This is a genomic window from Vibrio sp. Hal054, assembly GCF_037162405.1.
GTDB classification, from domain to species: domain Bacteria; phylum Pseudomonadota; class Gammaproteobacteria; order Enterobacterales; family Vibrionaceae; genus Vibrio; species Vibrio diazotrophicus.
On record NZ_JARLUT010000001.1, the window covers coordinates 3280932 to 3294560 of the forward strand.

Genomic DNA, 13629 nt, shown 5'->3' on the forward strand with positions numbered 1-13629 from the left:
TTATTTGTCCTCACCCTTTTTACACATAGGGAAGCCCAAAGCTTCACGAGATGCGTAGTACGCTTCTGCAACCGATTTAGTTAGGTTACGAATACGTAGGATGTAACGCTGACGCTCTGTTACTGAGATTGCTTTACGCGCATCCAGTAGGTTGAACGCGTGGCCAGCTTTCAAAATACGTTCGTAAGCTGGTAGCGGGAGAGGCTTTTCAAGCTCAAGCAGGTGTTTACACTCTTTTTCGCACTGGTCGAAGAAGGTGAATAGGAAATCCACATCTGCGTGTTCGAAGTTGTAAGTTGATTGCTCAACTTCGTTTTGATGGAAAATGTCACCATAGGTTACTTTGCCTAGTGGGCCATCTGTCCATACCAAGTCATACACAGAATCCACGCCCTGAATGTACATCGCCAGACGTTCGATACCGTAAGTGATTTCACCTGTAACAGGTTTACACTCTAGACCACCAACTTGTTGGAAGTAAGTAAACTGAGTTACTTCCATACCGTTTAGCCAAACTTCCCAGCCTAGACCCCATGCACCCAGTGTTGGGTTTTCCCAGTTATCTTCCACGAAACGGATATCGTGTACTTGTGGGTCAACGCCAAGCACTTTCAGAGAACCTAAGTACAGTTCTTGAATGTTGTCTGGTGACGGTTTAATGATCACCTGGAACTGGTAGTAGTGCTGAAGGCGGTTAGGGTTTTCACCGTAACGACCATCAGTTGGACGGCGTGAAGGTTGAACGTACGCTGTAGCGATTGGCTCTGGACCAAGAGCTCGTAAGCACGTCATTGGGTGAGACGTACCAGCGCCCACTTCCATATCTAATGGCTGAACAATGGTACAGCCTTGTTGGGCCCAATAATCCTGCAGCGCGAGGATCATACCCTGAAAGGTTTTGATATCGTATTTTTGCATAGTCAGGTTCGCGCGATTCTTCTGTCTGAATTGATAAAAAATAACGATCAAGTATACCCAGTTATTCCCTGACAAAGTAGTGCCAATATTGCTTAATTATTAGCTTAAACTTTCTTTTAGGAGAGTTTTTGTCGTTTATTAGTCTTTATTCTTTGATAAGAGAAAAAGTTAAATGGAAGCCTATGGTGAATTTGGGGTTGAGATTAATAACGATGCTGTATAGAATTCGGCCTGTCTTTGGGGAGTAGCTTATCGGGCGCTGTGGCAAACAGTACCGATTCGTTCGTCAACATAATTGGTGCAAAATCACCATGGCGTCCGAGACTCGAAGCCCTTCGAGTTTAGCAAGACCTTAGACAAACACCGCGAACTTGGGTAGGGCGTGGGGTTTGTCTATGGTTTATATAATAATCCCTACCCTAATGAGTAGGTCGTGAGCGTTTTAGCTATTTCAATTACAACTGTCGCCTTAGCCGAAATTGGTGACAAAACCCAATTATTATCTCTTCTGTTAGCCAGCCGTTACCGTAAACCGGTACCAATCATTGCTGCTATTTTTCTTGCAACCGTTGTGAACCACGCATTAGCTGCTTGGTTAGGTGTTGTAGTTGCCGATTATTTATCTCCGGAAATCCTTAAATGGGTCGTGGTGGTCAGTTTCTTAGCCATGGCTGGCTGGGTGTTGATTCCAGATAAATTGGATGATGACGAGGAAATCTCAAATCGCGGGCCTTTTATTGCAAGTTTTATCGCGTTCTTTGTCGCTGAAATTGGTGACAAAACTCAGATTGCGACTTCTATTCTTGGTGCTCAGTTCGCAGACGCGTTAACCATGGTGGTGTTGGGTACGACAATTGGTATGCTGCTAGCCAACGTTCCGGTTGTTCTGATTGGCAAATTGTCTGCTGACAAACTTCCTTTAGCTATGATTCGAAAAGTCACCGCACTGCTGTTTTTGGCCTTAGCTGCGGGCACTGCCTTCTTATAAATCTCACATGTCAGTCTGTCATTTTCGGTTGCAAATATTGTTTGAATAATAATCAATAATGCGCGGGCTGACATATTTGTGTCACGCTTGTCATGCTAATGTAATAGGCGATGGTTTTCTAAAAAAGAGGGCTCGTTTATGTTGTCACGATACATGGGGATGAGCGTTAAGAGTCAGGCTTATTTGTTTACGTTTGGCTTTGGTTTAACTTTGCTTGGAATGTCGTTAACTGAAATGTGGCTACCAATGGTTGCTGGTGCAATCATTATGGCGGCTTTAAGCGTAGAGTCTTGGATTCGGGTATCCCACATCATTCCACTGCATAACGAAATTAGAGCGTTACAAAAACAGGTCAACAAACTGCAAGCGGAGTTACGCTCTGTAGAAAATCAAGATTAAGCAAAAGGCTGCCACGACATCCATTTATAAAGATGAATGTGTCATGGCAGCCTTTGTTTGTTTCCATTCTCGCTTTTTATTCCAAACCTTTCTTAATCAGGTACTGGTAAGGCAGCTCGTCTGTTTTTGATGACAATAACTGGTGGTCCATAAAGCGACAGAAACTTGGGATATCCCGAGTGGTTGATGGGTCATCCGCTTTTACCAGCAGCACTTCACCATCCTGCATAGTACGAATTGTCTTTCTGACCATCATTACAGGCTCAGGGCAGCGTAATCCTTCAGCTTCCAATACTTGATTGACACTGATGTTATCGGTGATTTCTGGATTGATACTCATAGCAAACCTAACGGATGTCACATTTAGGGCGTTGATAATACTGTTGGGGAAAAATTATTCAATAAACTCTTGGCAAATGAAACAATTTGGTTTAATTTAATTAACAAATTGGTAACAAGTGGGCTGGAGGTTGTATGTTAACAGCGTTAGATAGACTGACCATCTATTCGGTTCTGTGTTTTATCTCTTTCTGCTCATTAGTTATTAGGACACCTGCTGAACCATCACTCATGCCACTACTTGGCGTGATTGCTTCAATCAGTGGTATCTGGCTTGAGATGCACCTGTGGCAAGGCTCATCTGAAGAACAGAAACATTAATTGTCATACTATGCTCTACGATATTCCGACACTATCCCCAGTTTTCTTGGGCTTCCCCGCTGAAAGGCGGGATTTTTTTATTTATTGGTTACACTCAGAGTATCGTTATAAACCAGAGTGTTATTGTGGAATTAGAAGATGTTTATCGTCGGGATTTAAACTTACTTATTGCTTTGCGAGTTCTGGTGGAAGAGTGCAGTGTCAGTCGAGCTGCTGAACGCCTCAATTTAAGCCAGTCAGCAATGAGCCGAGTGTTAGGGCGGTTGCGTAGTTTATTAGCTGATCCGCTTTTTACCCGTCAAGGTCAAAGTCTTATCCCGACAGAAAGGGCTTTAGCGATTAACTTAGCGCTAGGTGAACCTTTAGAATCTCTGCGTCAGGTACTTTCTCCTTTGGATTTCAATCCAACTTCCTGCGATCACACCTTCACGATTGCAACTACTGACTACGCAATGCAAACCATTTTGCCATTCGCTCTGCCTCGAATTTATAAAGAAGCGCCGAATGTCGCTTTTGAATTTTTGCCTCTTCAACATGAGCGATTGATGGATCAGCTCACCTATGATGGTGCTGATCTCGCGATTTGCCGACCTATTCGTTCAATTGAACCTTTGCGACACGAGATTCTGGGAAGAGTTGGGGTTCTATGTTTGCTATCTAAACAACACCCGTTGGCGAATAGCACGATGAGTTTGCAAGATTATCTGCAGTATCCCCATGCCATGATAGCGATTAGTGATGGAGTCAAAGCGCTGATAGATCAGGCTCTTGAAGGTTGCTCTCCTCGTCATATGGTGTTGCGCGCCTATCATTTAGAAGCCGCACTAGCCATTATTGATATGATGCCTCTGATTATGACTGTACCGGCAGATTTAGCTTATCTGGTTGCAGAGCGCTATGACTTAGTTGTTAAGCCACTGCCATTTCAGTTCACCCCTTTTGACTACTCAATGATTTGGCATCCGAGGTGCGAACATTCGCCAGCACAAGAGTGGCTGAGAAGCATTGTTAAAGAAGAGTGTGGAAAGCTGATTGCGAAGCGTGTGGAAGATATGGGGTTAGAGTAAAAAGATAAGGCTCCGGAGAGCCTTATCTTTCAAACGATTATAGTTTAATAACAACACGGCCAGTGACTTGACCATTGGTGATGTTTTCAGCGTATTGTGGTGCTTGCTCAAGCGTGATTTCTGTACAAGCTTGTTCGAAATAACTCGCTGGTAGTAGCTCAGCCAATTTTTCCCATGCAGCAACACGTTTTTCTAGTGGGCAGCTTACTGAATCAACGCCTTGCAGACGTACATTACGTAGAATAAACGGCATCACTGTGGTTGGAAGGTCAAAGCCACCCGCAAGTCCACATGCAGCAACAGCACTGTTGTAATCCATTTGCGCTAACACTTTCGCTAAAACTTTACTGCCCACAGTATCAACGGCACCCGCCCAAACTTGCTTTTCTAGTGGGCGTGCTGGTTCTTCAAACTCACTGCGGTCGATAATTTGGCTAGCGCCTAATTTTTCAAGCAATGGACCGTTAGTTTCAACACGGCCTGTAACAGCAGCAACTTTATAGCCCAATTGAGCCAGAAGAGTGACAGCAACAGAACCAACACCACCGCTTGCACCCGTCACCAAAATTGGTCCACTTTCTGGTTTTACTCCAGCATCAACAAGAGCTTGAACACATAGCATTGCGGTAAAGCCAGCAGTACCTATCATCATGGCTTGTTTTGCTGAAAAACCTTGAGGAAGAGGAACTAACCAATCTGCTTTAAGGCGAGCTTTTTCTGCCATGCCGCCCCAGTGATTCTCACCCACACCCCAGCCAGTAAGAACAACAGCATCGCCTTCTTTATAGCGAGAGTCTTCAGAGCTGATGATTTTACCTGCGAGATCAATACCCGGAACCATAGGGAAGTTGCGGATAATTTTTCCTTTACCTGTAATGGCAAGGCCATCTTTATAGTTCAGTGAGGAGTAATCAACAGCAACAAGCACATCACCTTCCGGAAGTTGTGATTCATCAAGCTGTTCAATAGTCGCAATAGTTTGTTTTTCTTCTTGGTTTAGAGTCAGAGCTTGAAACATTTTGTTTCTCCACGAGTGATTTATCTTTATTGACTATAGTTTAGCCTTGATAGCTTGATGAATTAAATGAAACTTTAGCATTAGTTCTATGCATAACACGCATACTTATTATGGTTATATCGTTTCAAGTAGTGAGCCACACCAGTCAGGAGTGGAGGAGTAGGTAAAAATAATGTTAAATCTTAAGTTGGGTTTGTGTGTGCATTTGTTATTTAAAAGTATGCTATTCAGTATGGGTGATGTAGGTTATTTATTATTTGTTTTTGGGATTTGTTTCTTGTGGTGGTGGAGATTATTTTTTTGCCAAAGAAGTACGCATAATTATTAATGTAAAAATTTAAATATTTTGTGATTTTTCTATTTTTAATTTAATAGATATTTGTTTGTTGTTGATTTTGTTGGGTTATTTTTTTGGTTGGATAGTCGTTTTTATGTTGAATGGATAAGCGATATATATTCATAATTTTGATAGGTTTCTCTTATTGGTTTAATTGGTCTAAATAATGTGATCGTTTTTCAAACTCTACATATAATTAGTTTTATATTAGTAGAACATCTATATGCTCGTTTATTAAAAGAGAACTATTGTCATCTAAATATATTGTTTTGACATGACCAATTGATAACATTCTGTTAATTAAGGATAACCCTATGAATAAAGATAGTAGCTCAGCAGGAAAGTGCCCAGTGATGCATGGCGGCATGACATCAACGGGATCTACAGTAATGGACTGGTGGCCAAATGCTCTAAACTTGGACATCCTTCATCAACACGATAAGAAAACCAACCCACTTGGTGAAGACTTTAATTACCGAGACGAACTTAAAAAGCTTGATGTAGAAGCTTTGAAAAAAGACCTAACAGCATTAATGACAGACAGCCAAGAGTGGTGGCCAGCAGACTGGGGTCACTACGGCGGTTTGATGATTCGTATGGCTTGGCACTCAGCAGGTAGCTACCGTACTGCGGATGGTCGCGGTGGAGCTTCTACTGGTAACCAGCGCTTTGCTCCTCTCAACTCATGGCCAGATAACGCGAACCTAGATAAAGCGCGTCGTATTCTATGGCCAATCAAGAAAAAATACGGCAACAAAATCAGCTGGGCTGACTTGATGATTCTTGCCGGTAATATCGCTTACGAATCAATGGGTCTGAAAACCTTTGGTTTTGCGTTTGGTCGTGAAGATATCTGGCATCCAGAAAAAGACATTTACTGGGGTTCTGAAAAAGAGTGGCTAGCGAAGAGTGGTGGCGAAGGTAGTCGTTACTCCGGTGAACGTGATCTAGAAAACCCTTTAGCAGCAGTAATGATGGGCTTAATCTACGTAAACCCAGAAGGTGTGGACGGAAAACCTGACCCACTTAAAACTGCGGCTGATATGCGCGTGACCTTTGCTCGCATGGCAATGAACGATGAAGAAACCGTAGCGCTAACGGCTGGTGGTCATACTGTAGGTAAAGCTCACGGTAACGGCAAAGCTGAAAATCTAGGCCCAGATCCAGAAGGCGCTGATGTTGAAGAGCAAGGTCTGGGCTGGAACAACCATAAATCACGTGGTATCGGTCGCGACACAGTGACAAGTGGTATCGAAGGTGCATGGACAACTCATCCAACACAGTGGGACAACGGCTTCTTCAAGATGCTGCTAGAGCACGAATGGAAACTGACTAAGAGCCCTGCAGGTGCATGGCAATATGAGCCAGTAGACATCGCAGAACAAGACAAACCAGTAGACGTTGAAGATCCATCAATCCGTTACAACCCAATGATGACGGATGCGGACATGGCTCTGAAAGTTGACCCAGATTACCGTAAGATTTCTGAGCGTTTCTACCAAGATCCAGCGTACTTTAACGAAGTGTTTGCGCGTGCTTGGTTCAAACTGACGCACCGCGATTTAGGTCCGAAAGCAAACTATGTTGGTCCAGATGTGCCAGCAGAAGATTTGATTTGGCAAGACCCTATTCCAGCAGGCGTAACTGGTTACGATGTTGAAGCGGTAAAAGCAAAAATCGCAGCGACGGGTTTAACTGTCTCTGAGTTGGTTGCTACTGCATGGGATAGTGCGCGTACCTTCCGTAATTCAGACTTACGTGGTGGTGCAAACGGTGCTCGTATTCGCCTTGCTCCACAAAACGCATGGGAAAGTAACGAACCTGAGCGTCTAGCTCGAGTGCTTGCTGAATTAACTAAGATTGCACAAGAGTTTGGTATCAGCATTGCAGATACGATTGTTCTTGCAGGTAACGTTGGTATCGAGAAAGCGGTTAAAGCAGCCGGTTACGACTTTAAAGTACCATTTGCAGCGGGTCGTGGTGATGCGACAGCAGAGCAAACCGATGCCGAATCATTTGATGTACTTGAGCCTGTCGCAGACGGTTTCCGTAACTGGCAGAAGAAACATTACACAGTGACACCTGAAGAAATGTTGCTAGACCGTGCTCAACTGCTTGGTTTGACTGCGCCAGAAATGACAGTGCTTATTGGTGGTATGCGTGTACTAGGTACTAACCACGGTGGCAGCAAACACGGCGTGTTTACAGACCGCGTAGGTACTTTGACTAACGATTTCTTCGTTAACCTTACCGACATGGCATTTACTTGGAAACCAACAGGCCGCAACTCTTACGACATCTGTGACCGTAAGACTGGCGAAGCTAAGTTCACTGCAACTCGTGCTGACCTAGTGTTTGGTTCAAACTCTGTCTTGCGCTCATACGCGGAAGTGTATGCTCAAGATGACAACCAAGAGAAGTTCGTAAAAGACTTCATCGCCGCTTGGACTAAAGTGATGAACGCAGACCGTTTTGATCTGAACAAGTAAGACTTAGAAATCTAAGTGTCATTAAAGCTCCTGCCATTGGTGGGAGCTTTTCTTTTGCGGAAAAGCCAAAACAAGCAGAAAAAAGAAAAGCCATCGACTTTCGATGGCTTTTGTACTGAAGTTGCTATTTCGCTAAGAAGAAACGGTAAGACGGGTTGTCGGTTTCATCTTTACAGCGATAGCCCAGCTCAACCAGATGAGCAGAGAAACGCTCTAAATCAGATTGTTCAAGCTCAAAACCACACAGTACGCGACCATAGTCAGCACCGTGGTTACGGTAGTTGAACAGACTGATGTTCCAGTGAGTACCAAGAGTGCTTAAGAACTTAAGCAGTGCGCCCGGATATTCAGGGAATTCGAAGCTGTATAAACGCTCTTTCAATGGCTTAGATGGCTTACCACCAATCATATAGCGGGTGTGCAGTTTCGCCATTTCATCGTCAGAGAGATCCTGAACTGGATAACCAGAGTTATGCAATTCTTTGATGATGGATTGTAGCTCTTCCTGACCGCCTACCAAGCGAACACCGACAAAGATGTTTGCTAGTTCGTCATCGCTATAACGGTAGTTGAACTCTGTCACTGCACGGTTGCCAATGATTTGGCAGAACTTAAAGAACGCACCTTTCTGCTCTGGAATGGTGACCGCAAGTAAGCCTTCGCGTTTTTCACCCAATTCACAGCGCTCAGAAACATAACGCAGACCGTGGAAGTTTGTGTTCGCACCCGATAGCACGGTTGCCAGCTTTTTATCTTTCAGTTGGTTTTTCTCAGCGAATTTTTTCAATCCAGCCAGAGCTAAAGCGCCTGAAGGCTCGGCAATTGCACGAGTATCTTCAAAGATATCTTTTACTGCGGCGCAGATTTCATCACTTGATACCGTGATATGACCGTCCAGATATTGCTGACATAGGCGGAAGGTTTCATCGCCGATGCGTTTTACTGCCACGCCGTCGGCAAACATGCTGACTTGGTCTAACACCACAGGTTCACCTGCATCCAGAGCAGCTTTTAAACACGCTGAATCTTCAGGTTCTACCGCAATAACTTTAATTTCCGGCATCAACTGCTTAACCAGTACCGCAACACCCGCTGCTAAACCGCCACCGCCAACTGGGACAAAAATGTAATCGAGATGGCCGTTTTGTTGCAGCATCTCCATACCAATAGTGCCTTGGCCTGCAATGACCAGTGGGTGGTCAAAAGGTGGCACAAAGGTATAACCGTTTTCTACCGATAGACGTTCAGCTTCCGCTTTCGCTTCGTCAAAATTGCTGCCGTGAAGAATGACGTTGCCGCCAAAACCGCGAACTGCTTCAACCTTAATATCCGGTGTGGTGCGAGGCATAACTATGGTGGTTTTAATACCGAGCTTAGTCCCTGATAGCGCCATACCTTGAGCGTGGTTGCCCGCAGATGCCGCGATAACACCGGCTGCTTTTTGCTCTTCAGTCAGGTTTGCCACCATGTTGTAAGCACCACGCAATTTAAACGAGTGCACTGGCTGGCGGTCTTCACGCTTGATCTGCACTTGGTTACCGATACGAGCAGACAGACGAGGCATATCTTGAAGTGGCGTGACATTTGCCACCTCATAGACAGGAGCTCGAAGGACTTGGCGCAGATAATCTGCGCCAGTTTGTTGGGTTAAGGTCATAAAGCTAGCCCTCTAGCTTAGATTTATCTCGCACCGCACCTTTGTCAGCACTGGTTGCCATGCTGGCATAAGCTTTTAGTGCAAAAGAAACTTCACGTTGACGATCAACCGGCTTCCAACCAAGTTTATCTTGTTCAGCGCGGCGCTCAGCAAGCTCCTGCTCTGATACTTGTAGAGAAATAGTACGGTTTGGAATGTCGATTGAGATAGTGTCGCCTGCTTTCACCAAACCGATCGTGCCACCATTAGCTGCTTCAGGAGAAACGTGACCAATCGACAGTCCAGAAGTACCGCCAGAGAAGCGACCGTCAGTTAATAGTGCACACTCTTTACCTAGACCCATAGATTTTAAGTAAGTGGTTGGGTAAAGCATCTCTTGCATACCCGGACCACCTTTAGGGCCTTCGTAACGGATAACGACCACATCACCAGATTTCACTTTGCCACCAAGAATGCCTTCAACCGCATCTTCTTGGCTTTCAAATACCACTGCTGGACCTTCAAACTTGAGGATACTTTCATCTACGCCTGCAGTTTTAACGATACAGCCATCCAATGCGATGTTACCGCTAAGCACAGCTAGGCCACCGTCTTGGCTGAAAGCGTATTGTTTCTCACGGATACAACCTTCTTTACGGTCAACGTCCAGCGTGTCCCAACGGCAGTCTTGAGAGAAAGCTTTAGTAGTACGGATACCCGCAGGGCCTGCGCGGAAAAAGTCTTTTACCGCGTCCGAATTGGTCTGCATCACATCGTATTGACTCAGCTGCTCTTCCATCGTTAAACCTAGCACCGTGTTGGTTTTACTATGTAGCAAGCCTGCACGGTTGAGTTCGCCCAAAATACCCATTACGCCACCAGCGCGGTGAACGTCTTCCATGTGATATTTCTGAGTTGATGGCGCCACTTTACACAGATGAGGAATTAAGCGAGACATGCGGTCGATATCGGTCATATCGAAATCCACTTCGCCTTCTTGAGCTGCAGCAAGCAAGTGAAGAACCGTGTTAGTTGAACCACCCATTGCGATATCTAACGCCATTGCGTTTTCGAACGCATCTTTGTTCGCGATATTGCGTGGCAGAGCGGTTACATCATCTTGCTCGTAGTAACGCTTTGTCAGTTCAACGATACGACGGCCTGCATTGAGGAACAGTTCTTTACGATCAGCATGCGTTGCAAGCATTGAACCGTTACCCGGTTGAGAAAGACCGAGAGCTTCTGTCAGACAGTTCATTGAGTTTGCGGTGAACATACCTGAACAAGAACCACAGGTTGGACATGCAGAACGTTCTATTTGCTCACTTTGCGCATCAGAGACTTTAGGGTCAGCACCTTGCATCATGGCATCAACAAGGTCTAGCTTGATGATTTGGTCAGAAAGCTTGGTTTTACCCGCTTCCATTGGACCACCAGAAACAAAGATCACCGGAATATTCAGGCGCATTGACGCCATTAGCATCCCCGGAGTGATTTTGTCACAGTTAGAGATACACACCATTGCATCAGCACAGTGTGCGTTCACCATGTACTCTACTGAGTCTGCGATAAGTTCACGAGATGGCAATGAGTAAAGCATACCGCCGTGACCCATTGCGATACCATCATCAACCGCGATGGTGTTGAATTCTTTTGCGATGCCGCCTGCGGCTTCGATTTCTGCGGCAACTAGCTGACCTAAATCTTTTAGGTGAACGTGACCCGGAACGAACTGAGTGAACGAGTTGACGACAGCGATAATTGGTTTACCGAAATCTTCTTCTTTGACGCCAGTGGCACGCCATAGTGCGCGTGCTCCAGCCATATTGCGTCCATGTGTTGTTGTGGCCGAACGGTATTTAGGCATGTTGTGTTTCCTTACCTTATTTCTTTATAAATTAGTGGCTTTAAGAACTAATGCTTTAAGCGCAAATTTGTTGTTGTAAATTGTTATTTGGCAGCTCGTCGTTTCTGATGTTGGTCACATCAACAGTGCGAACATCCCATAATTTTTCAATCTGATTGGTCAATGTTGTGATTGGCCTGTCGCTGTCGACAATAATCTCTACACTTGCAACCTTGCTTTCATGGTTTTGAGTTGCCGCTACTTGTCTAATGATAAAACCGCGGTGGCGAATAACACGCAGAACACGCTCAAGTAGTACTGGTTTATCGTCTGCTTTGATGTCTAACAGATATCTTTGCATGGTGAGCCTCTCTTAAGTGTTCTCTAGCATGTCATTGTTGGATGCGCCCGGTGGTACCAGCGGCCATACGTTTTCTTCTTCATCAATTAAGACATGAAGCAGATAAGCGGTTTTGCTTTCAAGCATCTCTTTTAGTGCGGGTTCAACTTCTTCTTTCTTAGTGATGGTTTTACCCGGAATATCGAAGGCTTTTGCCAGCATGACGAAATCTGGGTTATCGTCTAGGATAGTTTCACTGTGGCGACCATCGAAGAATAGCGATTGCCATTGACGTACCATACCTAAACGTTGGTTGTTCAACAGAACCATCTTCACCGGAATTTTACGGCGTTTCAGGGTACCAAGCTCTTGAACGTTCATCATGAATGAACCGTCTCCAGAAACCAGAATCGATTGGTCTTCTGGACGAGCGACCGCTGCGCCCATCGCCGCAGGTAAACCAAAGCCCATCGTGCCTAGACCCGCTGACGAGATGAAGTTTTGTGGCATGCGCGGCTGTACATGTTGCGCTGCCCACATCTGATGTTGACCTACGTCGGTAGAAACAATCGAGCTATCAGGCATCATGTCAGACAGTTGCTTCAATAGCAGTGGAGCATAAATAAGATCGCCCGGATGGTCATAGCGCCATTTAAAGCCACTGCGTAAGCTTTCACTGTGGTGAACCCAAGGAGCAATGTCGTGGCTCAGTTCCAGTTGAGGCAAGATGCTGTTGATGTCACCACGCAGTGCGGCATTCGCTTTACGTAGTTTGTTGAATTCCGCTGCATCAATATCAATGTGAATGACTTTCGCGTGTGGCGCAAAGGTATCCAGCTTGCCGGTTACACGGTCATCAAAACGAGCACCCACTACGATCAACAAATCACTTTCCTGAACGACTAGGTTAGCGGCTTTGGTACCGTGCATACCCAACATACCAAGGTAATGTGGGTCGTGGCGCTCGATGGTTCCCAAACCTTTCAGTGTGCTCACTGAAGGCATAGGGTTCAAACGTAAGAAGTTGCGCACGCAGTCGGTAGCATGAGCCAGTTGAACACCACCGCCGACATACAAAACAGGACGTTTGCTTTCAGTCATCAGCTGCTGAGCTTTGACTAACTGCTGAGGGTCAACTTGAGGAATCGCTGGTGGGGTAAAGCTCGGTAGCGAAGTCACTGGTGCTTGACCAAGTTGCACATCTTTAGCGATATCAACGATAACAGGACCTGGGCGGCCAGTTTTGGCAACTTCAAATGCTTCTGCAAGTGTTGGAGCAAGCTCATTAATATCGGTAACGAGGTAGCTGTGCTTGGTACAAGAGAGAGACATACCTATCACATCCATTTCTTGGAAAGCGTCAGTACCAATGTGAGAGCTGGCGACCTGACCTGTGATAGCAACGAGTGGAACGGAATCTAGAAAGGCATCGGCAAGGCCGGTTACAAGGTTAGTGGCTCCAGGGCCTGATGTTGCCATACATACTGCTACGTCTTGAGTTGCTCTGGCCATACCGATGGCAGCCATTGCAGCACCTTGTTCGTGGCGACACAGTATGTGTTCTACTCCGCCATCATACAAAGCATCATAGATGGGCATGATTGCGCCACCCGGATAACCAAAAACGGTCTTGATACCCTGCTGTTTTAAAGCGGCTACGACTAGTTGCGCTCCCGTCATCGTATGCCTCCGTTATTGCGATTTGAATCGCTGTGATTGTTTGTTGTGTTGTGTTTGCACGTCATGTGCGCTCCCATTCTTCCTGACATATCCGACTAGGTATTAATCAGTATGTGCTTTTTATTTATCCCCTTCCTACTTGAATCTGCAGCGGTGTTGTCTTCGTTCGTTCACCCCAATCACATAGTTATCTATGCTCATGGGGATTTACTCACTTGCCGCCTACCTGCAACTTCAAGTAGTTTGGGTAT

The 13629-nt window shown here is 45.4% G+C and carries 12 protein-coding genes; 5 read left to right on the top strand and 7 right to left on the bottom strand.

Annotation, left to right across the window (positions count from 1 at the left end; genetic code table 11):
* The gene (gene glyQ, locus P4S58_RS15315) at positions 1-918 is read right to left on the bottom strand and encodes a glycine--tRNA ligase subunit alpha (protein WP_042489583.1); all 918 of its coding nucleotides are present in this window, start codon (positions 916-918) and stop codon (positions 1-3) included.
* A gap of 433 nt (positions 919-1351) precedes the next feature.
* On the opposite strand from glyQ, the gene P4S58_RS15320 reads away from it, so the two are divergent.
* A complete protein-coding gene (locus tag P4S58_RS15320; protein ID WP_042489488.1) occupies positions 1352-1906 on the top strand; it encodes a TMEM165/GDT1 family protein in 555 nt (184 codons plus the stop codon).
* Positions 1907-2044: 138 nt separating this feature from the next.
* The gene (locus P4S58_RS15325; RefSeq protein WP_042489486.1) at positions 2045-2305 is read left to right on the top strand and encodes a hypothetical protein; all 261 of its coding nucleotides are present in this window, start codon (positions 2045-2047) and stop codon (positions 2303-2305) included.
* A 76-nt stretch (positions 2306-2381) separates the two neighbouring features.
* Here the strand turns inward: P4S58_RS15325 and tusA are convergent, their stop codons facing one another.
* A complete protein-coding gene (gene tusA, locus P4S58_RS15330) occupies positions 2382-2645 on the bottom strand; it encodes a sulfurtransferase TusA (RefSeq protein WP_042489484.1) in 264 nt (87 codons plus the stop codon).
* A gap of 134 nt (positions 2646-2779) precedes the next feature.
* Here tusA and P4S58_RS15335 point away from each other — a divergent pair, with 134 nt between their 5' ends.
* Positions 2780-2965 carry a hypothetical protein gene (locus P4S58_RS15335; protein ID WP_042489480.1) on the top strand — a complete coding sequence of 62 codons (186 nt, stop codon included), beginning with the start codon at positions 2780-2782 and terminating at the stop codon, positions 2963-2965.
* Positions 2966-3090: 125 nt separating this feature from the next.
* Positions 3091-4032 (top strand): LysR family transcriptional regulator, encoded by a 942-nt coding sequence (locus P4S58_RS15340; RefSeq protein WP_102964077.1) that lies wholly within the window; start codon positions 3091-3093, stop codon positions 4030-4032.
* 37 nt (positions 4033-4069) lie between these two features.
* Here P4S58_RS15340 and acuI read toward each other — a convergent pair whose 3' ends face one another.
* The gene (acuI, locus tag P4S58_RS15345) at positions 4070-5050 is read right to left on the bottom strand and encodes an acrylyl-CoA reductase (NADPH) (protein ID WP_102964078.1); all 981 of its coding nucleotides are present in this window, start codon (positions 5048-5050) and stop codon (positions 4070-4072) included.
* A 651-nt stretch (positions 5051-5701) separates the two neighbouring features.
* Between acuI and katG the strand changes: the two genes are divergently transcribed.
* Complete coding sequence (gene katG / locus P4S58_RS15350) at positions 5702-7876, top strand: catalase/peroxidase HPI (protein WP_102964079.1); 2175 nt, start codon at positions 5702-5704, stop codon at positions 7874-7876.
* Between the two features lie 124 nt (positions 7877-8000).
* Here katG and ilvA read toward each other — a convergent pair whose 3' ends face one another.
* From ilvA to ilvG, 4 genes are read right to left on the bottom strand one after another with little or no spacing between them, the layout of a single operon-like run.
* Positions 8001-9533, bottom strand: coding sequence for a threonine ammonia-lyase, biosynthetic (ilvA, locus tag P4S58_RS15355; RefSeq protein ID WP_102964080.1), 1533 nt, complete (start codon positions 9531-9533; stop codon positions 8001-8003).
* 4 nt (positions 9534-9537) lie between these two features.
* On the bottom strand, positions 9538-11379 hold the full coding sequence (ilvD, locus tag P4S58_RS15360; RefSeq protein WP_102964081.1) for a dihydroxy-acid dehydratase: 1842 nt from the start codon (positions 11377-11379) through the stop codon (positions 9538-9540).
* Positions 11380-11434: 55 nt separating this feature from the next.
* Positions 11435-11719 carry an acetolactate synthase 2 small subunit gene (gene ilvM / locus P4S58_RS15365; RefSeq protein ID WP_042489461.1) on the bottom strand — a complete coding sequence of 95 codons (285 nt, stop codon included), beginning with the start codon at positions 11717-11719 and terminating at the stop codon, positions 11435-11437.
* A gap of 12 nt (positions 11720-11731) precedes the next feature.
* On the bottom strand, positions 11732-13378 hold the full coding sequence (gene ilvG, locus P4S58_RS15370; RefSeq protein ID WP_102964082.1) for an acetolactate synthase 2 catalytic subunit: 1647 nt from the start codon (positions 13376-13378) through the stop codon (positions 11732-11734).
* Positions 13379-13629: the final 251 nt, after the last annotated feature.